Here is a 19,603-nt window from a genome sequence, read left to right as displayed (position 1 = left end):
GGTCCTCTCCTTTTACGCAAGAAATTCAATAACAATTTTCACGATAGTAGCAAAACTTTCGGGATATTCAAGCCAATAAATTTCATTATCCCGTGTAAACCAAGTGAGTTGTCTCTTGGCGTAACGCCGAGTGTCACGCTTGATGAGAGCTACCGCTTCCGGCAGTGAGATTTCCCCGGCCAGGTGCGCGCACAGTTCCTTGTAGCCGATGGCGCGCATCGCCTTGTGCTCCACCCCGTAACCCCTCTCCATGAGAGAGGCCACCTCCGCCAGAAGGCCGCCCTCCATCATCCGGTCTACCCGATCCTCGATACGGTTGTACAGTGCCGCCCGCTCAACCTTCGGTGCGAGCTTCAGCGCCTCGTACTCTGTATCCGCGAAGGCGTGCTCGGCGCGGAAATCGGAGATCGCCCTCCCGGTCTGGCTGTACACCTCGAGGGCGCGCACGAGGCGCACCCGGTCGTTCGGATGGAGCCGTGCCGCCGTCTCGGGATCAACCTCGCGCAACCGCTCCAGCAGCTCGTCACCGGAAAGGTCCTGAAAGGCGAGGCGCAGTTCGGGATCGCCTGTCGGGGAATCGACCAAGCCGTGCAGCAGCGCCTTGATGTACAGCCCGGTTCCCCCCACGACAATGGGGGTCCTGCCGCGACTCTCTATGTCGGAGATTGCCGCCGCCGCCTCACGACGGTAGTCGGAGGCGGAGAAATTCGTGTCGGGGGAAACGATGCTGAAAAGGTGGTGCGGGACGCGCTCCAACTCCTCCGGGGCAGGCTTGGAGGTGCCGATGTCCATGCCGCGGTAGAGCTGCATCGAGTCGGCATTGACGATCTCGCCGCCGATCCTCTCGGCGAGCTGGAGAGCAAGCGCGCTTTTCCCCGACCCGGTCGGTCCGGCAACGACTATTATTTTGGTCTTTTTGCTCGTCATAGTTTCAGCACGTCAAGCTGCTGGTGCTCAGGGTCCCCTACTGCCTCTTGAACATCTTCTCCACGTCGGTAAGGGTTAGCTTCTGCATCACCGGGCGCCCGTGCGGGCAATTGCTGGAAAAATCGGTGCGGTCCATCTGGGTAAAGAGCGCGGTGATCTCCTGCTGGGTCAGAACGCTCCGTCCGCGCACGACGCTGTGACACGCCACCTTCGCAAGGATGTCCTCCTTGATGTCGGTGAAGGTGCGGCTTCTACCGAGATTCGCCAGCTCTTCCACGATGTCCCGCACGGTCCGCAGATACTCCCCGCCGGCCAGGATCTGCGGCACTCCTTTCAAGATCCAGGTGTTCCCGCCGAATTCCTCCAGCGAGAAACCGAGAGCTTCCAGCTCCGCCACATTCTCGGAGAGTGCCGCCGACTCGCGGAAGGAAAGCTCCAGTGTCTCCGGGAAGAGCAGCCCCTGCGTCTCCACCTGGCGCGTCGCGAACTCCTTCTTGAGCCGCTCGAACGCCACCCGTTCATGGGCTGCGTGCTGGTCGACCAGCACCATGTCGCTGCCGCACTGGCATACGATATAGGCGGCGTTGAACTGCCCGATGACGGAAAGGGATGAGAAATACCCGCGCGACGCATCATCAGCTACCTCTTCCTCGGCTCTGGCTGCGACGACGGGAGGCGCGGCCAGCGGTCGCGCAGCTACGGGAGGAACGAACGGAGTGTCCTGCCAGGAAGGCTTCTGAGTGCGCGGCGTGTAATCGCCCAGGAGCTCCCGCACCTCGGCGACTCGTGCTGCGCTTACCTCGCTTGCCGATGCCGGCGTGGGACGCACCTCCGCTGCGGCTCCCTGAATTAGCTGCGGCGCCGGGACGACCTCACGCTGCAGAGCACCCTTACTCTCTGATTCACCCCTGGCCTCTGCAGTCAAGGCGCCTGCAATGACTCCCGCGCCACCGGACGCACTCCCGGTCCGCGCATGAAGAGGCGCAACAGCAGCAGGAGCTGGAGACGTCGCAACCCTGGACACGCCGACGGGCCGCTCCTGCGGTGCCCGCTTGAGCCATGGTGTCGCGGAAAGAACACCCTCGACGGCGCGCTGGATCGTGTCGTGCACGCGCCCCTGCTCGCGGAAACGGACCTCGTGCTTCGTTGGGTGGACGTTCACGTCAACCTCGCCGGGATCGATCTCCAGAAAGAGGGCGAGCACCGGGTACCTGCCTCGCTCCAGGAAGTTCCGGTATGCCTGCATGATGGCGTGCTGCACCACCTTATCCCTGATGAAGCGCCCGTTGATGTAGGTATAGAGATGGCTTGCAGCGCTGCGGCTCAACTCCGGCGCTGCGACGAGGCCGCGAATCCGCACCGCCCCCTCGGCATGGTCCACAGGGTAGAGGGACGCGGCCAGCGGCCTCCCCAGGAGTCCCGAGACGCGCTCCTTTAAATCGGTGTCGAGCACCCGGAAGACCGTCTTCCCATCGTTTATGTAAGTGAAGCGGACATCGGGGCGCGAGATGGCGAGGCGGGTCAGGAGTTCCCCTACGTGCCCCCCTTCCGTCTCGGGGCTCTTCATGAACTTGAGACGCGCAGGGGTGTTGAAGAAGAGGTTGCGCACGGAGATCACGGTGCCGGAAGCCATGCCGCACTCCTTCACCTCCTTGATGCGCCCCCCCTCCGCGTATATTTCCGTCCCCTCAAGCGTATCGGCGCGACGGGTGCACACGCTCAGGCGGGAGACGGAAGCGATAGAAGGGAGAGCTTCACCGCGAAAGCCGAGGGTCGAGATGGCGAAGAGATCGTCGTCGCACACGATCTTGCTGGTGGCGTGTCGCTCCAGTGCCAGGAGCGCATCCTCACGCGACATTCCGATCCCGGTATCGGTGACCTTGATGAGCTTCTTTCCGCCACCCTCGATCTCCACCGTCACCTCTTTGGAGCCGGCGTCGATGGCGTTTTCCACCAGCTCCTTGGCGACGGAGGCGGGACGTTCCACCACCTCCCCTGCCGCTATCTTGTTGGTCAGATTCTCCGGGAGAATTCGTATCGTCGTTGCCACGCGTCCCTCTTTGGTCAGTGAATCGAAAGCTATCGCCCACGCCGGGAGCGATCAAAGCCGGTGTAACTGGCGCTAAGATACCTTATGCGCCCACACTTTGTAAATCGGGAGCCGCAACGTCTCCGGAGTATTTGTATATGCACCGAAAGTGTGTTATTTACGACGGCTCAATGTAGGCCGGGATAAGCCGCAGGCGTTCCCGGCACAAGCACCGCCGGAGATAACCATGATGGCAAACAACGAGATAGTTTACGCACTGGATCTGCTCGGTACCGCGGCGTTTGCCGCTTCGGGGGCCCTTGCGGGAGTGCGCCGCGGGATGGACATTTTTGGCGTCATCGTCCTTGGCGTTGTCACTGCCACCGGTGGCGGCGTCATGCGCGACCTCCTTTTGAACGACACCCCGCCCTTCTGCTTCAAGAACGAGCTCTACCTCTACCTTGCGGTGGTTGCCTCCGTCATCGTCTTTCTCACGCCGCGCCGTTTCGAGCGGATGCGCAAGGCGATGCTCATCCTCGATGCACTCGGCCTCGGCACCTTCCTCGTCATCGGCACCTCAAAGGCGCTTTCCTTCCATCTCGGGTTCATGGGGTCCGTCATCATGGGGGTCATGACCGGGACCTTCGGCGGCATGATGCGCGACGTGCTGAGCAACGAAATCCCTCTCATCCTCAAACACGAGATCTACGCCTCAGCCTGCGCGGTCGGCGGCGCCCTCTTCTATGCCCTGCACCAGTACGGCGTGCCGGAAGGTATCAACCTCACCGCCTCGGCACTTCTGGTGATCACCATACGCTGCGTCGCCATCATCAAAGGGTGGCAGCTTCCCCGCGGGAAAGGGATGGAGCAGCTGCACTTTTAGCCGCTGCAGCCTCATCCCCTCAAGGCCTTCGCCAGCGGCGCGAAGTGCACGATGTCGATCCTCTTGCAGGCCCGTGTGATGGCGACGTACAAAAGGTTCGTATCGATCTCGCTCTGCCGGTACTCGCTCTCGCTCGGGTTCCACAGGACGACGTTGGTGAACTCCAGCCCCTTCACCTGATGGCTGTTCACCACCAGCACCCCGGGCTCGAAGCTTATCCCCCCCTCCTCGTGTAGCCCCTCGATCCCCTGCAATGCTGCGTGCACCTGCTTCACGTCCGCCTTCTTCCTGCAGATCACCGCGGTGAGCGATTTCGCGTCCTCCTGCAGTCGCTCCGCGACGAGTTGCCGCAGCGACCGCACCGCTCCGGCAAAGTCCCCCGCCTCGTGGAAGCGGACTATGCCGCCGTGGGTCCCCGCGACCTCCCCGTGACGCCCGCTCACCTTCGCCGCAAGCTCCATGATCTCCCGCCCGCTGCGATACGACAGCGAAAGTGTCTCCCTCTCCAGCCCCAGCGTGTTGAGCTGGGTCCTGAATTTGAGGAACCCTTCGGCGTCCACAAAGCTGAGAATCTTTTGCTTGTCGTCGGCGCACACGGTCAGGCTGCGCCGCGCCGAGGTCGCGGCCAGGATCGCTTCCAGCTCGATCTGGGCGAAATCCTGAGCCTCGTCGATGACGATGTGGTCGTAGAAGTTGAGGGCGCCCTGCACCACGCTCTCCGCCGGGCGGCGCAGCTGGCAAAGCCTCAGGAGAATGCTCAAATCGGAGAAGGAAACGAGCCGGTCCTTTCGCTCGATCTTTCCCTGGATCTCGCTGCGGAACGAGTCGCGCTGCCTCGCGTCGGCAAAGAGCGTCTCCGAGACCGTCGGCTCCAGGTAAAACTTCCACAGGTCGAGCACCGGGTCCATCCTCTTGGTGGCGGCGACGTAGCGCGCTAAGAGTCCCGATATGCGGCTGTCCTTTTTCTGCGGCGCAAAGGAGTCTTCAAAGGAGGTCCGCACCGTGAGTCCCAGTTGATGCACCGCGCCGAGAGCCCAGGCGCTGAAGGTATCGACCCTCGTGTCCCCGAGGAGGTCGTCCGAGGTCTTCCTCACATAGTCGCGCAGCGTCCTGTTGAACATGAGGACGAGGCAGCGCTCGCGGCGAAAGAGCTGCGGCTCCTGGAACTGGAGGAATGAGAGGCGGTGCAGCGCGACGGTCGTTTTTCCGGAGCCCGCCGCGCCGGAGAGGAAGGTGCACCCGGAGGAGTTCCTGGTGATCATCCTGAACTGCTCCGCGGAGATGAGGGAGACGATGTCCACCATCCGGTGATCGGACATTTCCGCCTTGGTGTCTGCCGATGAAGGAGCGGCATCCCCACTCCCGCGCCATCCGTCGCCGCACACGGTATAGGTCTCCGAGCCGGTCTCGATGCGCTTCAGGACCTTTCTCTCGATCCCGATCTTGCGCTTCAGGGTCAGGATCCCTTCGCGGTCCCTGCCGCGGATCGTCGCCTCGTACTCCTCCCCTTCCTCGAAGTCGTAGAAAAGCTGCGAGATCTCCGCCTGGCGCCAATCCACTATCAGCACCTTGTTGCCGTCCATGAGCATCTGGCGGCCGATCAGGTACTCCTTCTTCCCGATGCGGCGGTCGGAGTCGTCGATCCCGATGACACCGAAGTACGGCGAGTGGCGCTGCTCGAACTCGGGGAGATACTTGCGCGGATCGTGGTGGCCGTGCTCCACGAGCTTTTCCGTGATGGAGTTCTTCTCGCGCCACCCGAGCGCTTCCAGCCTTTCCTTTTCGAGCTCTCGCGTGCGGGCATCGTGCTTTGCCACCGATGCCGAGCGGTCCGACGCGCAGCGCTCGATCGCTTCGTACACTTCGACAAGACGCCTTTCTTCCTGCTTGATTACTTCTTCCATGCTTCTCCAATGACTGCGGTTGGTGCGGTTCATCCGGCATTCCAGGAGGGCTACAAGCTCAGCCCCCCGGCAGTTCGTCCCTCCCCTTTCAAGGGGGAGGACAGGTGGGGGATGGGGTTCGGTGCGCTCACCAACGTCTACCCCATCCCCACCCTGTCCCTCCCCTTGAAAGGGAGGGGACGCCTGTGCGCCAGTAACAGCTCCTGAAAAAGAGTCTGTTTCTGATAAAATGGTGCTCATCCCTTAATGAGCAAAAATGGGAGAAGGGGGAGCGATGTCTACGCCGATAGAAACCTTCATTCGCAACATTCCAAAGGCCGAGCTGCACCTCCATATCGAGGGAACGCTCGAGCCGGAGCTCATGTTTGCGATCGCCTCCCGAAACAACGTCCCCCTCAACTTCCCATCTGTGGAGGCGCTGCGCGAGGCGTACAACTTCAGCGACCTGCAGTCCTTCCTCGACCTGTATTACCAGGGGATGGCGGTGCTGCAAAAGGAAGAGGACTTCTTCGAGATGACCATGGCGTACCTGAAGCGGGCCCGCGAGGACCGGGTCAGGCATGCGGAGATCTTCTTCGACCCGCAGGCCCATACCAGCCGCGGCGTCCCCTTCGAGACGGTGCTCGACGGGATACACAAGGCATGCCTGCAGGCAGAACAGGAATTCGGCATCACCTTCCGCATCATCCTCTGCTTCCTGCGCCACCTCTCTGCCGAGGAGGCATTCGCTACGCTGCGCGGGGCACTCCCCCACCGCGACCGCATCACCGCCGTCGGCCTCGACTCCTCGGAGCTCGGGCACCCGCCGAGCAGGTTTGCCGCCGTCTTCGAGGAGGCGCGGCGGGAAGGGTTCAGGGTCGTCGCCCATGCCGGCGAGGAGGGGCCGGCGGAGTACATCTGGGAGGCGCTCGATATGCTGAAGGCGCTGCGCATCGACCACGGCGTGCGCTGCATGGATGACGAGGATCTGGTAAACCGGCTGCGGGCAGACCAGATCCCCCTGACGGTGTGTCCCCTCTCCAACGTGCGGCTGCGCGTCTTCCCGGAGATGCGGCTGCACAACCTGAAGCGGCTGCTGGAGCGCGGCCTCGTGGTCACCATCAATTCCGACGACCCGGCCTATTTCGGCGGATATCTCACCGACAACTTCCTCGCGGCCCAGGAAGCGCTGGGGCTCGGTCCGCGCGAGATACAGACGCTGGTGGAAAATTCCTTCCACGCCTCGTTTCTCCGCCAGGAGGAGAAGGAGCGCCATCTGGCGGATGTCAGGCGGTATTGCGAGAACAATGCGCCGCTGACGCAGCCCTGACCGCCACCCTTGCCAGATATGCCGGAAACGCTGCGCTTATTCCGGCCTACATTTCTACATTTCTTACAGCCCCCGTCTTCGACTGGAAAAAGAAACCCGCTACATCCTTAAGAGGTAGCGGGTAACAGTAGATGCAAAGGGGAGAAACCTCTACGGCTCCTCCTATCAGGTCCAGCCAAAGGAAAAACTAGATGATCTTGTTGAGCGGATACTCCACGATCCCCTCAGCCCCGAGCTTCACCAGCTCCGGGACGATGCGGCGCACTTCCTTCTCCGGCAGAACGCTCTCGATGGAGACCCAGTCGGAGTTGTAGAGATGGGCGACGGTGGGGTTGTTGAGGCTCGGCAGAATCTCCGTAATCGCCGGCACCCTCTCCTGCGGTGCGTTCATCTTGAGACCGACCATTCCCTCAGCCCGCAGTGCGCTCTGCAAGAGCGTGGCGATCTGCTCGATCTTCGCGCGCTTCCACGGATCGGCCCAGGCCGCCTTGTTCGCCACCATCACCGGTACCGATTCCATGAGCTCGCACACGATACGCAGGCCGTTCGCCTTGATGGTGGAGCCGGTCTCGGTCACCTCCACGATGGCATCGCAGAGTCCCTCCACTACCTTCGCTTCGGTCGCTCCCCACGAAAACTCAACATTTACCGGAATATTTCTTTCAGCAAAGTAGCGCTTGGTGAATCCGACGAGCTCGGTGGAGATGGTGGCGCCGTGCAGATCCTCCGGACCTTGCACCTTGGACTCGCCGTTCACCACCAGCACCCAGCGTGCCGGGCGACGGGAAGCCTTGGAGTACACCATCTCGCACACTTCCACCACCTCCGAGTCGTTCTCGCGGACCCAGTCGCGGCCGGCGATCCCCACGTCGATGGTGCCGCGCTCCACGTACTTCCCCATCTCCTGGGGACGGATCAGACTGCATTTCAGTTCGGAGTCATCCACGGCAGGAAAGTAGCTGCGCGAAGAGATCGAAATCTGCCAGCCGGCTTTCTTGAAAAGATCGACAGTGGCGTTCTCCAGGCTCCCCTTCGGGATCCCCAGTTTCAAAAGCTCTGCCATCAATGACACCCCTTTATTTTTTGTAGACCGCTTTAGGATCGAAGAGCGGGTTGGAATGCTCCACCCAGGCGCCGTCTTCCCACTTGACGTAAAAGCAGCTGCGGTTCCCGGTATGGCAGGCGGCCGGGCCGTTCTGCTTCACCTTGATGATCACCGTGTCGGCGTCGCAGTCGGTGAGGACTTCCTTCACCTCCTGCGTGTTGCCGGACTCTTCACCCTTCATCCAGTACTTGTTGCGGGTGCGGCTGAAAAACCACGTCTTCCCCGTCTCCAGGGTGAGGTCCAGGGTCTTCTGGTCCATGAAAGCCACCATGAGAACCTCTCCGTTCTCATAGTCCTGGATCACCGCAGGGATGAGTCCCCCCATCTTCTCAAAATCAAGTTTGATCATTGCAATGGAATCCTTATGTGGCGTTTATTTCACAAAAAAGTAGCTTGTCATACACTGCTTGGAGCCTGCTGTCAACCCTTTAAAGCCGGCCGTCTCACAAGAAGTAAAACACCCCTTCCACCGGCCGCGCCGGTGCGGGTGCAACATTTTGCACGCGCTTTCAAAGGGTGCTATAACTGGGGACATGGTCCAATTCCGTCGGTGCCACATCATCGCCGCCTCCCTCATTTTCCTTCTGTCTGCCTCCCCGGCACTCGCAGTGCACAGGTCTCACCCTCTCGCTGCATCCTACCTCCTGCAGGTCAACGGCGAGACGTACGACGCCAAAGCCGCGAACGTGAAGCGGGCGCCGGCGAGCCTGACGAAGATCATGACCGCCCTCCTGGTTCTCGAGCGCTGCACCTCTGATCAGGTCGTGACCGTGACCCGCAATGCCGCCCTCGAGACAGGGAGCAGGATCGGGGTCAAGAAGGGACAGAAATTCACGGTACACAGTCTTCTGGCTGCGACGCTGATGGCCTCGGCGAACGACGCCTGCCGGGCTCTTGCCGAACATGTAGCGGGAAGCGAGCCTGCTTTTGTGGCACTCATGAACGCTCGGGCGAAAGAACTGCACATGGAGAACACCCGGTTCACCAACGTCTGCGGGCATGACAATGCACGGCACTACTCCACCGCCGCCGACCTCGCAGTGGTGAGTAAGGAGGCGCTGCGCCATCCCCTTTTCAACGATCTGGTGAGCAAGCGCTACATGCGCATAAGCACGGTGAACGGCAAGCAGAGCTATACCGTCAGGAACCTGAACCGGCTGATCGGGCGCTACCCGGGGGCGCGGGGAGTCAAGACCGGAACGACGCGCCAGGCCGGCCAGTGCCTGGTCGCGCTGGTGGAGCGCGAAGACACGCGTGTGCTGCTGGTCATGATGCGCTCGCCGGACCGGTGGCGCGCGGCACCCGCGATATTGAACGAGGCCTTCGCCGAAAACGCGCTGGATAAGAGAAAGATTGCGGCGGATGGCGTGACTGATCCCATTTTGAATGAACTTGTAATGCAATGAAAGGAGTGAGCGATGAAGCATTTGAGGAAGGAACTGTGGTTTGAAACGAAGAAGAGGCGCCAGCTCATCAACATCACCCCGGAACTGGAGAAGAGCCTCCGGGAAAGCGGGATAAAGGAAGGGCTCCTCTTGTGCAACGCCATGCACATTACCGCAAGTGTCTTTATAAACGACGACGAGCCGGGGCTGCATCAGGACATAGAGGAGTGGCTGGAAGGGCTGGCGCCTGAAAAGCCGCATTCACGGTACCGCCACAACGTGGGGGAAGACAACGGCGACGCGCATCTGAAACGGACGATAATGGGGCGCGAAGTGGTGGTGGCCGTGACGAACGGAAAACTCGACCTCGGGCCGTGGGAGCAGGTTTTCTACGGAGAGTTCGACGGCATGCGCAAGAAAAGGGTGCTGGTGAAGATCATCGGGGAGTAGCCGCCGCCCCTGGAGGGTCAGGAAGTCATGAGCGGGCAGGAAGGGCTTGAGAAAAGTACGGAAACGGTCGATCTTGCGGGGGGGTGCTTCTGGGGGATGCAGCAGATCCTGCGCAGCATCCCCGGGGTGCTCCGCACAGAGGTCGGCTACGCAGGGGGGCAGGTAAGGAACGCCACCTATCGGAATCACGAGGGGCACGCGGAGGCTGTGCGGGTCGAATACGACCCGCACCAGCTCCCTTTCGAGCAGCTTCTGCGCTGGTTTTTCCGGATGCACGACCCGACCACCAAGGACCGCCAGGGGAACGACCGCGGCACATCCTACCGTTCGGCGATCTTCTACCACACCGAGGAGCAGAGGAAGACGGCCGAAGCCTTCATCGAGCGGCTGAACAGGCAGGGGAAATGGGGCGCGCCGATCGTCACCGAGGTCACCAAAGCCGACCAGTTCTGGAAGGCGGAGGAGGAGCACCAGGACTACCTGGAGAAGTTCCCGGCCGGCTACACCTGCCATTTCATGCGGCCGGAATCGGTGCTGGGGGACTAGGTCGGTCTCACCGGCGACGTCGCATCATCCCCTACCACCGTAGTCCATTGGCGCACGCGCCAGCTGGAGACCAGTCCGTTTTTCACGTACGGATCCGCTGCCACGAAATTCTTCACCACCTCATCCGAATCCGCCTCGAAAAGGAGTACGGCACAGTCAGCCGGGTCGGCGAGCGCGCCCCCCAATATGAGCTCACCCCTCTCCTGCGCCTGCCAGGCAAGCGCCAGGTGCTCGTCCCGGTACTCCGCTCTCCGCTGCAGATAGTCAGGTGTCACTTCGTAAAAAAGCAGGTAATGCATTTTTTCCTCCTTGTAGCAATCTCCCCACGACCAGAAGACGCTCGTCACATGTAGGCCGGAATAAGCGGAGCGTTTCCGGCAGAATCTCGGCGCCATCGCCATCGCCTTGGGGCGACGCCGGGAACGCCTTCGGCTTATCCCGGCCTACGACACCTCAACGAGCCTCAATAATGAGGTCTAGGTCACCCTTGAAAGAAACCGCGAACAGAGACTACCATACAGATGTCACCAGCAAAGGAGCCAAACCATGGCAGACGCTTTGATAAGGTTGAAAGAGCAGGTTGCAGCTCTCTCGGCCGAGGAACTCCGCCATTTCCGCGCGTGGTTTGGGGAGTTCGACGCCGAGGGTTGGAACGAGCTGTTCAGTAATGACGTAGAAAGAGGCGCATTGGACGAGATTGCTGCTGAAGCAGTCGAGCACTGTGCCAACGAAAAATGCAAGGCGATATAGATCACGGCACCGCCCCTCAGGATCAACTTTCGCGGGTGGCGAGCTTGCGACGGTACTTTCCGGCAAAAAAAGACAGTGCGGCGATCGAAAGGATTCCTCCCACCAGCGCCGGCGAGACCTTCCCCTTGAGAAGCTGCGGCAGCGAGCTCGAAAAGACGATGAAGGCGATGCAGCCGGGGAGCATGCAGAAGAAGCTCGTGACGACGTACTGCAGGAACGGCACCTTGGTGAGGCCGAAGGCGTAGTTCAGGAGATTGAACGGGAAGAGAGGCACCAGACGGGTGATCGCCACGATCTTCCACCCCTGCTCGCCAACCTGACGATCGAGCTTTTGCCACGTCGCGCCGGTCAGCTTCTTTTCCACCCAGTCGCGCGCCACGTAGCGGGCAACCAGAAAGGAGGCGGAAGCGCCGATCGTCGCACCGGTTATGGCGTACACCACCCCCCAGAACGGGCCAAAGAGTATCCCTGCTGCGATCGCCATCGGCAGCCCCGGAAGGAACAGCACCGGCGTCACTCCGTAAAGGAGCACAAAGAGGAGAGGACCGAGCATTCCCTGCCCCTCCACCATCTGCCGCAGCCGCTCCGGCTCCAGGAGGGCGGTGCCTCCTGCCAGGCGCACGATCGCCACAGCTGCAACAAGTAAGGAAATGAACAGCACCGGCTTCAGCAGCGACCTGCGCCCCTCTGCCGGAAGGTTCCTCTCTCTGGTCACTTCAAACCCTCCCTTTCTTCTGAGCTCTCTCTTCAGCCGCAACCGGTTCAAATAGGTAAAAGGGGCGGGTGCTGGTGAAGATCATCGGGGAGTAGCCAGCCGCCCCTGGAGGGTCAGGAAGTCATGAGCGGGCAGGAAGGGCTTGAGAAAAGTACGGAAACGGTCGATCTTGCGGGGGGGTGCTTCTGGGGGATGCAGCAGATCCTGCGCAGGGTACCCGGGGTGCTGCGCACAGAGGTCGGCTACGCAGGGGGGCAGGTAAGGAACGCCACCTATCGGAATCACGAGGGGCACGCGGAGGCTGTGCGGGTCGAGTACGACCCGCACCAGCTACCTTTCGAGCAGCTTCTGCGCTGGTTTTTCCGGATGCACGACCCGACCACCAAGGATCGCCAGGGAAACGACCGCGGCACATCCTACCGTTCGGCGATCTTCTACCACACCGAGGAGCAGAGGAAGACGGCCGAAGCCTTCATCGAGCGGCTGAACAGGCAGGGGAAATGGGGCGCGCCGATCGTCACCGAGGTCACCAAAGCCGACCAGTTCTGGAAGGCGGAGGAGGAGCACCAGGACTACCTGGAGAAGTTCCCGGCCGGCTACACCTGCCATTTCATGCGGCCGGAATCGGTGCTGGGGGACTAGCTCGGTCTCACCGGCGACGTCGCATCATCCCCTACCACCGTAGTCCATTGGCGCACGCGCCAGCTGGAGACCAGTCCGTTTTTCACGTACGGATCCGCTGCCACGAAATTCTTCACTACCTCATCCGAATCCGCCTCGAAAAGGAGTACGGCACAGTCAGCCGGGTCGGCGAGCGCGCCCCCCAATATGAGCTCACCCCTCTCCTGCGCCTGCCAGGCAAGCGCCAGGTGCTCGTCCCGGTACTCCGCTCTCCGCTGCAGATAGTCAGGTGTCACTTCGTAAAAAAGCAGGTAATGCATTTTTTCCTCCTTGTAGCAATCTCCCCACGACCAGAAGACGCTCGTCACATGTAGGCCGGAATAAGCGGAGCGTTTCCGGTAGAATCTCGGCGCCATCGCCATCGCCTTGGGGCGACGCCGGGAACGCCTTCGGCTTATCCCGGCCTACGACACCTCAACTGTGCCAAAGGGAGTGCAAGGCGATATAGATCACGGCACCGCCCTTCAGGATCAACTTCCGCCCTTCAGGATCAACTTTCGCGGGTGGCGAGCTTGCGACGGTACTTTCCGGCAAAAAAAGACAGTGCGGCGATCGAAAGGATTCCTCCCACCAGCGCCGGCGAGACCTTCCCCTTGAGAAGCTGCGGCAGCGAGCTCGAAAAGACGATGAAGGCGATGCAGCCGGGGAGCATGCAGAAGAAGCTCGTGACGACGTACTGCAGGAACGGCACCTTGGTGAGGCCGAAGGCGTAGTTCAGGAGATTGAACGGGAAGAGAGGCACCAGACGGGTGATCGCCACGATCTTCCACCCCTGCTCGCCAACCTGACGATCGAGCTTTTGCCACGTCGCGCCGGTCAGCTTCTTTTCCACCCAGTCGCGCGCCACGTAGCGGGCCACCAGAAAGGAGGCGGAAGCGCCGATCGTCGCACCGGTTATGGCGTACACCACCCCCCAGAACGGGCCAAAGAGTATCCCTGCTGCGATCGCCATCGGCAGCCCCGGAAGGAACAGCACCGGCGTCACTCCGTAAAGGAGCACAAAGAGGAGAGGACCGAGCATCCCCTGCCCCTCCACCATCTGCCGCAGCCGCTCCGGCTCCAGGAGGGCGGTGCCTCCTGCCAGGCGCACGATCGCCACAGCTGCAACAAGTAAGGAAATGAACAGCACCGGCTTCAGCAGCGACCTGCGCCCCTCTGCCGGAAGGTTCCTCTCTCTGGTCACTTCAAATCCTCCCTTCCTCCTGAGCTCTCTCTTCAGCCGCAACCGGTTCAAATAGGTAAAAGGGGCGCCTGAGACTTTGACCTTCCCCGCCAGCGCCTGCTCTGGCGACATCCAGAGGTCGAGAAGATGCAGCGCCCTCCCCTTTTGCGCGAAGGTCCCGGCGCAGGCGGCGCAGTAGGTGACGATGGCTCGTCCCTCAGCCTCGGCGACGCGGGAGGCGACAGCCTCCACCACGATGCCGGGGTTGATGAAGTTCGCTCCGCCCCCGCGGCCGCAGCAGATCGTGCGCTCACCCGACCGCTTCATCTCTGCCACCTTTACGCCGCTCGCTGCAACGACCGCTCGCGCCGCTTCCTGTGCGGCTGGGGCAAAGCGCGCGACGCACGGATCGTGGATTACCACCTCCGCGCAGACGCCGTCCACGCCGTGGCGCGGCCTTTCTCCCAGGAGTTCGTACACCGTCTGTACGGCGAGGTCGCCCCCATACTCCGAGAAGATGCGCAAGCAGTTGGGGCAGGCGACCAGCACCTTACAGATCCCGTGCTGGCGGAGATACTCCTTCATCTCCCCAAATACGTAATGGAAATGCTCCTCGCGGCCAAGATCGTGGGAAGGCTTCAGGCAGCAGTCGAGGACGATGCCGACGTTCGGGATCAGCTCCTTTAGCTTGTCAAACACCTCGGAGACGGCGTCGGGACGGGTGCCGGGAAGTGCACACCCGGGGAAAAAGATGGTATCGCAGCCGTCCGGGAGGCCGTAGAAGGTGAAGAGGCGCGAGGTTCCCTTACGCTCGTACCCGATGAGAGGGGCGTGCCTCGGGTCGTCTGCCCCCAGTTGCCTGCGCATCTCCACCCTGCGCTGCAGGAAGTAACGGGAGGGATCGACCCCGACGGGGCAGACCGCAGTGCACAGACCGCAAAGGGTGCACTCAAAGGGATTGCATTCATCCCCTTCTCCCGCGGCAACCTCTGCGGGATTGCCAACCTTTTTCAGAAAGGAGCACCCCTTGACGCACAGGTTGCACCCGGTGCACTGCTCTACTGCGCCGTACTTTGCATTGTCCGGTGCACCGGTCACCGGGGTCAGGTCTTGAATTTTGGCGTTTTGCGTCATTTTGCTCCCATAAAAATCGAGCGTTGAGAAGCAGCCGATGATCTGCCGGAAACGCTGCGCTTATTCCGGCCTACATTGAGACATCTGTTTCGGCAAATTTACGGCAGATAGCGGCGCACACAAAAAGGCCGGTCAGAGACCGGCCAAGTTGTGGGACTAAACATACTTGAAAAGCTGCCTAGTTGGCAACCGCTACCGTCGGCACTGCGCACCCGGTTTCGATCGGCAGCGACGGGTCCTTGGACCAGCCGATCCAGGAGCTGTCATAGTTGTGCAGTTTCTCCACCGGCACCCCCAGGAGGTAGAAGGTGAAGAGGACCTGGGCGGAGCGAACGCCGGACTGGCAGAAGAAATACTGATTCTTCTTCGCATCGACGCCGAGCTTCTTCAGCACCCCTTGCGCATCCGCTGCGCTGATCCACTCGCCAAGGTTCTCCTTCTTCTTGAAGAGCACCCAGTCGCTCTGCTTCCCCCAGGGAATGCGCCCCTTCCGGTACGCTCCCTTCTTCAGCTCCTCGCCGCAGTACTCTTTCTTGTCGCGGTTGTCCCAGAGCTGCCCCTTGCTGCTTCCCTGCAGAGCAACGATCTCGGGGGTGTCGACCCTCAGGCGCGGAGCGGTGACCTTTGCCACGAAGGAGCCGTGCTTGGCCACGTGGTTATCGAGGATGTCGGTGTCGTAGCCGCTATCCTTCCACGCCTTGATCCCGCCGTCGAGCACCCTGACATCGGTTTTGCCGTAGTAGTAGAAGGCCCACCAGATGCGCGTCGCGTCGTACTTCGTGTCGTAGACGACGACCTTGGAATCCTTGCTGACGCCCAACTGCTGTGCGAGCTTGGTAAACCCTGCGGCGTCGATGATGTTGCCGGTGATGCCCCCCTGCGTATCGGCCGGCGCCTCATAAGCCGGACGATCGACCTGGAGGGAGCCGGGAATGTGACCGAGGCGGAACTCCAGATCGTTTTCCGCTGCGAGGATTACCAGTTTCGGGTCCTTCGCATCGATGAGCTGCTTCAGCTCCTTCGCCGTGATGAGGGCATTGCCCCGGGCATACCCTTTATATCCCTTCGCCTGCGGCTGTGCCGACGCTGCTGACGCGAGCCCTGCGACAATCAGTGCGATCGGGACAACCTTCCTGAATAACCTCGAGAACATTCCACACCTCCACCATGTAGTACAGTAAATATTGCGTGGAGGTAGTTACTACTATTTTGCTCAAGAAAGCAATCTCTTTTTCCACACCAATCTGGTTCGACTGCATTATTTATTTCTGAGCAGGAAGGTAGGAGTTGTGCGGAGAGGATAAGAAGACGCGAGAAGTTGGGGAGAATGTGGGGAAAATGTGTGGGGGGAGCGGCGAGATGTGGAGGTGACAGAACGCAGCCCGCCATTCCGAATTGCACAGGTAGCGCTTTATTATGACGAGCGGCCCGAGGCGTGGCGAGGGACCCCGATTCTGTCCAGCATCTCGTTCAGCGAGGAGCCCGCGCGGGAGCGAATCGCCTTTACGCTCATCTCCGGCCCCACCCCTTTGACCGCATGATCACAGGCCATCTTCAGGAACCTGACGGTCCCCAGTTCATCCCCACGAGCAAAGGCAGCCTCGGCTGCCAGCCCAAGCCACAGCCCCTTCGTCTGGGGCGGCGCCTTAGCGGCCCGCTCAAGGACTGTCTCCGGATCGACCTCACCGGACTCGACAAGTTCGAATGCCTCAGGAAAGGTCGCATCTCGCGTTGCACAGCGAAAGAGTGTGTTTGCATCGGTCCCGAGCCGGCGTAGCATGCGCAGCGTGTTCCTAGTGCGCTCGTAGAGGACCTCCTGCGGAGTGAAGTACATAAGGGCATCCCACTTCTCGGCCGTCGGGTTCCGGGAAAAGTCCACCACCGCGTCCGCCCACCCCGGAGGGGGAGCCCCTGTCTGCTCCAGCAGCTTCTCGATCGCGGCACGATCCGGGCAGTCGGCGGCATCAAGTGCCAGCCGCGCCAGCGCCCCTGCCTCCTCCATCCTTTTCAGCCGAAGGAGTTCCTCGATCAGGGGGCGTGGATTACCTCCATTCACCCATGCGGTGCGCAGATCCTCGAGGTAACTGTCGTTTCCCTCTTTCATATATCGTTCCCTCACTTTTCTCCGTTTCCGCCGTCGCGTTAAAAGTGGGACGTCAGCCCCGGCTGTGACTTCGGGACTACCTTAGCCGCCTCGCATTAGCCTTCACGAATTACAATCGGCAAGGGTGAAGAGATTCTTGAGGGCGAAATCCGCTTCCCCCCCGGCGAAGTTCCACCCGTGGACGGCGGTTTACGCCTCCTACTGAGGCCTTACTAATTACTTTGACCTCCTCCTCTTCTTCTCAGCCTGCTACCATGGTCCTTAGAAGGAGGTGCATGATGAAGACGGTTTCAAAACTAAAGTTTTGGTCCCGCTCACTGAATTACTTTCGGCTGGTCGAGCAGACTGGCGAAGAAGTAGTGATAACAGACCGAGGTCGTCCAGTTCTCAAGGTCGTACCTTATGTAGCAGACATGGAAGATCTCTTTCGTGGTCTTAGAAACACGGTGGTGAAATACGAAGCACCATTGGAACCAGTGGAGCTCGAAGAGTGGGACCCTTCGAAATCAACTGTATGACGCGCGGAGGGTGGCTGATTCTGTAGCACCTTCCCACCCTCCCCTGTTCGCCTCCGCTGTTTCACATCCCGCCGATCCAGCTTGTCTTCCGTTCATAAAGGAAGTACAATCCCGCGCTCGAAGCCACTATTGCCAGCCAGGAGGTTCTGTCATGCAAAGGGAAGTGCGCCGCAAGGAGAGGGAGATCAGCGAGGCCGACGCAAAAGAGCTGCTGGAGCGGGGAGTGTACGGTGTACTATCTACCGTCGGGGCCGACGGAGCGCCGTACGGCGTCCCGCTCAATTACTTCGTAAGGGGCGGCGCCATCTACTTCCACTGCGCGGTGGAGGGGCACAAGCTGGAAAACCTGGCCGCGGAGCCGCGGGTCTCGTTTTGCGTCGTCGGAAAGACCGAGGTGGCGCTCGAGAAGTTCTCCACACGCTATGAGAGTGTCATTGTCGCGGGGAAGGCATCCGAGGCGGTCGCCGATGAAAAGCAGATGGCGCTGGAAGGGCTCCTGGCGAAGTACTTTCCGAAGAAGAGCGAGGCGGAGAGGCTGAAGTACATCGATGACCTGGGAGCACGGACGAAAGCGTTCCGGATCGACATCGAAGGGATCAGGGGGAAGCGCAACTAGAGCCTGGTGGTAACCGGTACCTCAGGAGAAGGCTCCTCCGGGAGGGGAGCGGAGGGAAAAGAGAAGAGCATGAGGGCTGCGAGACAGATGGTGGAAGTCAGCGAGAGAGCGCCTGAAGCCCCCAGTCTCGAAGCCAGCCACCCCATGAGGGCACTCCCCACCGGCGCCATCCCGAGGAGCGCAAAGGTATATGCCCCCATCACTCTCCCCCGCAGAGACGACGGTGCTGCCTGCTGGACAAAGGCGTTGATGTGCGCGAGAAAAACGACGACGCCTGCGCCGGCGACAACGAGGGTCCCGAGGCAGAGGCGATAGTCACGGGAGCCCGCGAAGAGAAAGAGGGCGGCGGCAAAGACCATCCCGGCCACCGCTGCTCCCCCCCTCATACCATTCCTTTCTTTCCGTGCAGCCAGGGCGAGGGCCGCCACAAGGGACCCGCTCCCGGCGCACGCCGACATTATCCCCAGTCCTTGTGCCCCCACCCGCAACCCCTCCGCAAAGACCGGGAGAAGCGGCACAAATGGGATGCACAAAAGGCTTACCAGTACGACCAGGAGCAACGCGCGCCTGATCTCCCTTTCCTTCAGGACAAAGAAAAGCCCGTCACGCAGGTCCCGAAGCGGCAGGCCGACCCTGGAGAGCTCAGGCCTCCACGACTGCGGGCTCGGCGGGAGCAGAAGGAGAGTGCCGACGCCGATGAGGAAGCTCGCGCCATTTATGAAGAAGCAGGGGGCCGTGCCGAACGCCGCAATGGTGCAGCCGGCAATGGCAGGCCCCAGCATGCGTGTCGCATTGAAGGAGACTGAGTTGAGAGCCACTGCGCGGCAGAGCCGGTCGCGGGGAACGAGCTCCGCCAGATACGCCTGGCGTGCCGGGATATCGAATGCGTTCAGCATCCCCTGTACGAAGGCGAGCACGAGAATGCCGGAGGCGCTGATCCGACCGTACATGGTGAGGAGCCCAAGAAGAAGGGCGGGAATGGTCGACGCCGTCTGAGTGGCTATGAGGAGGGTGCGCTTGCTGAGGCGATCGGCCGTGACGCCGCCGAGAAGGGAAAAAAGGAGAGCCGGCAGCGACACCATGATGGCGGTGAGCGCCAGCTGAGCGGGAGACCTGGTGAGGGTCCACACGAGCCACCCCTGGGCGACCGACTGGGTCCCCCCCCCCAGCCAGGAGATCGTCTGCCCGGTCCAGAAGATGCGGAATTCTTTATTTCTCATCATGCTGCACCGAACCTTGAGCATCTTGTGCCGGAAACGCTGCGCTTATTCCGGCATACAAGCCCCCATCCCCCTCCTGTCCTCCCCCTTGAAAGGGGAGGGACGCGAGGGCGACAGTGCCTCATGGAGCCAGGTCGGGAGCGGGTGAGGGACAACCATCGGGAG

21 protein-coding genes are annotated in these 19,603 nt (G+C 61.1%); 9 read left to right on the top strand and 12 right to left on the bottom strand.

Going from position 1 to position 19,603, the window contains the following annotated elements; all coding sequences use genetic code 11:
* Positions 1–12 precede the first annotated feature (12 nt).
* Complete coding sequence (gene miaA, locus LPW11_RS14225; protein WP_230994534.1) at positions 13–927, bottom strand: tRNA (adenosine(37)-N6)-dimethylallyltransferase MiaA; 915 nt, start codon at positions 925–927, stop codon at positions 13–15.
* Positions 928–964: 37 nt separating this feature from the next.
* Positions 965–2,977 (bottom strand): DNA mismatch repair endonuclease MutL, encoded by a 2,013-nt coding sequence (gene mutL / locus LPW11_RS14220; RefSeq protein WP_230994533.1) that lies wholly within the window; start codon positions 2,975–2,977, stop codon positions 965–967.
* Positions 2,978–3,206: 229 nt separating this feature from the next.
* On the opposite strand from mutL, the gene LPW11_RS14215 reads away from it, so the two are divergent.
* Complete coding sequence (locus tag LPW11_RS14215; protein ID WP_230998297.1) at positions 3,207–3,839, top strand: trimeric intracellular cation channel family protein; 633 nt, start codon at positions 3,207–3,209, stop codon at positions 3,837–3,839.
* Between the two features lie 11 nt (positions 3,840–3,850).
* On the opposite strand, the gene LPW11_RS14210 is transcribed toward LPW11_RS14215, so the two are convergent.
* A complete protein-coding gene (locus tag LPW11_RS14210) occupies positions 3,851–5,743 on the bottom strand; it encodes a UvrD-helicase domain-containing protein (RefSeq protein ID WP_230994532.1) in 1,893 nt (630 codons plus the stop codon).
* Between the two features lie 274 nt (positions 5,744–6,017).
* Between LPW11_RS14210 and LPW11_RS14205 the strand changes: the two genes are divergently transcribed.
* Positions 6,018–7,052: an adenosine deaminase gene (locus LPW11_RS14205; protein WP_230994531.1), complete on the top strand. Its 1,035-nt coding sequence runs from the start codon at positions 6,018–6,020 to the stop codon at positions 7,050–7,052.
* A gap of 187 nt (positions 7,053–7,239) precedes the next feature.
* On the opposite strand, the gene hisG is transcribed toward LPW11_RS14205, so the two are convergent.
* Both hisG and hisI read right to left on the bottom strand, forming a co-directional pair.
* Complete coding sequence (gene hisG, locus LPW11_RS14200; RefSeq protein WP_230994530.1) at positions 7,240–8,115, bottom strand: ATP phosphoribosyltransferase; 876 nt, start codon at positions 8,113–8,115, stop codon at positions 7,240–7,242.
* Positions 8,116–8,128: 13 nt separating this feature from the next.
* A complete protein-coding gene (gene hisI / locus LPW11_RS14195) occupies positions 8,129–8,506 on the bottom strand; it encodes a phosphoribosyl-AMP cyclohydrolase (RefSeq protein ID WP_230994529.1) in 378 nt (125 codons plus the stop codon).
* Between the two features lie 184 nt (positions 8,507–8,690).
* On the opposite strand from hisI, the gene LPW11_RS14190 reads away from it, so the two are divergent.
* Genes LPW11_RS14190 through msrA (LPW11_RS14180) form a run of 3 tightly spaced genes read left to right on the top strand, consistent with a single transcriptional unit; the run spans position 8,691 to position 10,538 of the window.
* Positions 8,691–9,563, top strand: coding sequence for a D-alanyl-D-alanine carboxypeptidase family protein (locus tag LPW11_RS14190; RefSeq protein WP_230994528.1), 873 nt, complete (start codon positions 8,691–8,693; stop codon positions 9,561–9,563).
* Positions 9,564–9,575: 12 nt separating this feature from the next.
* A complete protein-coding gene (locus LPW11_RS14185) occupies positions 9,576–9,992 on the top strand; it encodes a secondary thiamine-phosphate synthase enzyme YjbQ (RefSeq protein ID WP_230994527.1) in 417 nt (138 codons plus the stop codon).
* 27 nt (positions 9,993–10,019) lie between these two features.
* On the top strand, positions 10,020–10,538 hold the full coding sequence (gene msrA / locus LPW11_RS14180) for a peptide-methionine (S)-S-oxide reductase MsrA (protein ID WP_230994526.1): 519 nt from the start codon (positions 10,020–10,022) through the stop codon (positions 10,536–10,538).
* Here msrA (LPW11_RS14180) and LPW11_RS14175 read toward each other — a convergent pair.
* On the bottom strand, positions 10,535–10,837 hold the full coding sequence (locus LPW11_RS14175; RefSeq protein WP_230994525.1) for a YciI-like protein: 303 nt from the start codon (positions 10,835–10,837) through the stop codon (positions 10,535–10,537). The two genes, msrA (LPW11_RS14180) and LPW11_RS14175, sit on opposite strands and share 4 nt — an antisense overlap.
* 247 nt (positions 10,838–11,084) lie before the next feature.
* Between LPW11_RS14175 and LPW11_RS14170 the strand changes: the two genes are divergently transcribed.
* Positions 11,085–11,288: a hypothetical protein gene (locus LPW11_RS14170; protein WP_230994524.1), complete on the top strand. Its 204-nt coding sequence runs from the start codon at positions 11,085–11,087 to the stop codon at positions 11,286–11,288.
* Positions 11,289–11,310: 22 nt separating this feature from the next.
* Here the strand turns inward: LPW11_RS14170 and LPW11_RS14165 are convergent, their stop codons facing one another.
* Positions 11,311–12,003, bottom strand: coding sequence for a TVP38/TMEM64 family protein (locus LPW11_RS14165; RefSeq protein ID WP_230994523.1), 693 nt, complete (start codon positions 12,001–12,003; stop codon positions 11,311–11,313).
* 123 nt (positions 12,004–12,126) lie between these two features.
* Here LPW11_RS14165 and msrA (LPW11_RS14160) point away from each other — a divergent pair, with 123 nt between their 5' ends.
* Positions 12,127–12,645 (top strand): peptide-methionine (S)-S-oxide reductase MsrA, encoded by a 519-nt coding sequence (msrA, locus tag LPW11_RS14160; protein WP_230994522.1) that lies wholly within the window; start codon positions 12,127–12,129, stop codon positions 12,643–12,645.
* Here msrA (LPW11_RS14160) and LPW11_RS14155 read toward each other — a convergent pair.
* The 4 genes from LPW11_RS14155 to LPW11_RS14140 form a co-directional block, all read right to left on the bottom strand.
* Positions 12,642–12,944: a YciI-like protein gene (locus LPW11_RS14155; protein WP_230994521.1), complete on the bottom strand. Its 303-nt coding sequence runs from the start codon at positions 12,942–12,944 to the stop codon at positions 12,642–12,644. The genes msrA (LPW11_RS14160) and LPW11_RS14155 overlap by 4 nt on opposite strands.
* Positions 12,945–13,174: 230 nt before the next feature.
* Positions 13,175–14,980 (bottom strand): VTT domain-containing protein, encoded by a 1,806-nt coding sequence (locus LPW11_RS14150; RefSeq protein WP_230994520.1) that lies wholly within the window; start codon positions 14,978–14,980, stop codon positions 13,175–13,177.
* A 178-nt stretch (positions 14,981–15,158) separates the two neighbouring features.
* Entirely contained in the window at positions 15,159–16,133 is a 975-nt protein-coding gene (locus LPW11_RS14145) for a sulfurtransferase (protein ID WP_230994519.1), read from the bottom strand.
* A 261-nt stretch (positions 16,134–16,394) separates the two neighbouring features.
* The gene (locus LPW11_RS14140; protein ID WP_230994518.1) at positions 16,395–17,084 is read right to left on the bottom strand and encodes a hypothetical protein; all 690 of its coding nucleotides are present in this window, start codon (positions 17,082–17,084) and stop codon (positions 16,395–16,397) included.
* A 275-nt stretch (positions 17,085–17,359) separates the two neighbouring features.
* Between LPW11_RS14140 and LPW11_RS14135 the strand changes: the two genes are divergently transcribed.
* Positions 17,360–17,602 carry a type II toxin-antitoxin system Phd/YefM family antitoxin gene (locus LPW11_RS14135; protein ID WP_230994517.1) on the top strand — a complete coding sequence of 81 codons (243 nt, stop codon included), beginning with the start codon at positions 17,360–17,362 and terminating at the stop codon, positions 17,600–17,602.
* 151 nt (positions 17,603–17,753) lie between these two features.
* Positions 17,754–18,218: a pyridoxamine 5'-phosphate oxidase family protein gene (locus tag LPW11_RS14130; RefSeq protein WP_230994516.1), complete on the top strand. Its 465-nt coding sequence runs from the start codon at positions 17,754–17,756 to the stop codon at positions 18,216–18,218.
* Here the strand turns inward: LPW11_RS14130 and LPW11_RS14125 are convergent.
* Positions 18,215–19,438, bottom strand: coding sequence for an MFS transporter (locus tag LPW11_RS14125; protein ID WP_230994515.1), 1,224 nt, complete (start codon positions 19,436–19,438; stop codon positions 18,215–18,217). The genes LPW11_RS14130 and LPW11_RS14125 overlap by 4 nt on opposite strands.
* Positions 19,439–19,603: the final 165 nt, after the last annotated feature.

This window comes from Geomonas sp. RF6 (genome assembly GCF_021044625.1).
Lineage (GTDB): Bacteria > Desulfobacterota > Desulfuromonadia > Geobacterales > Geobacteraceae > RF6.
Note: the sequence above shows the minus strand (reverse complement) of the source record. Positions and strands in the feature narration are given on the sequence as shown.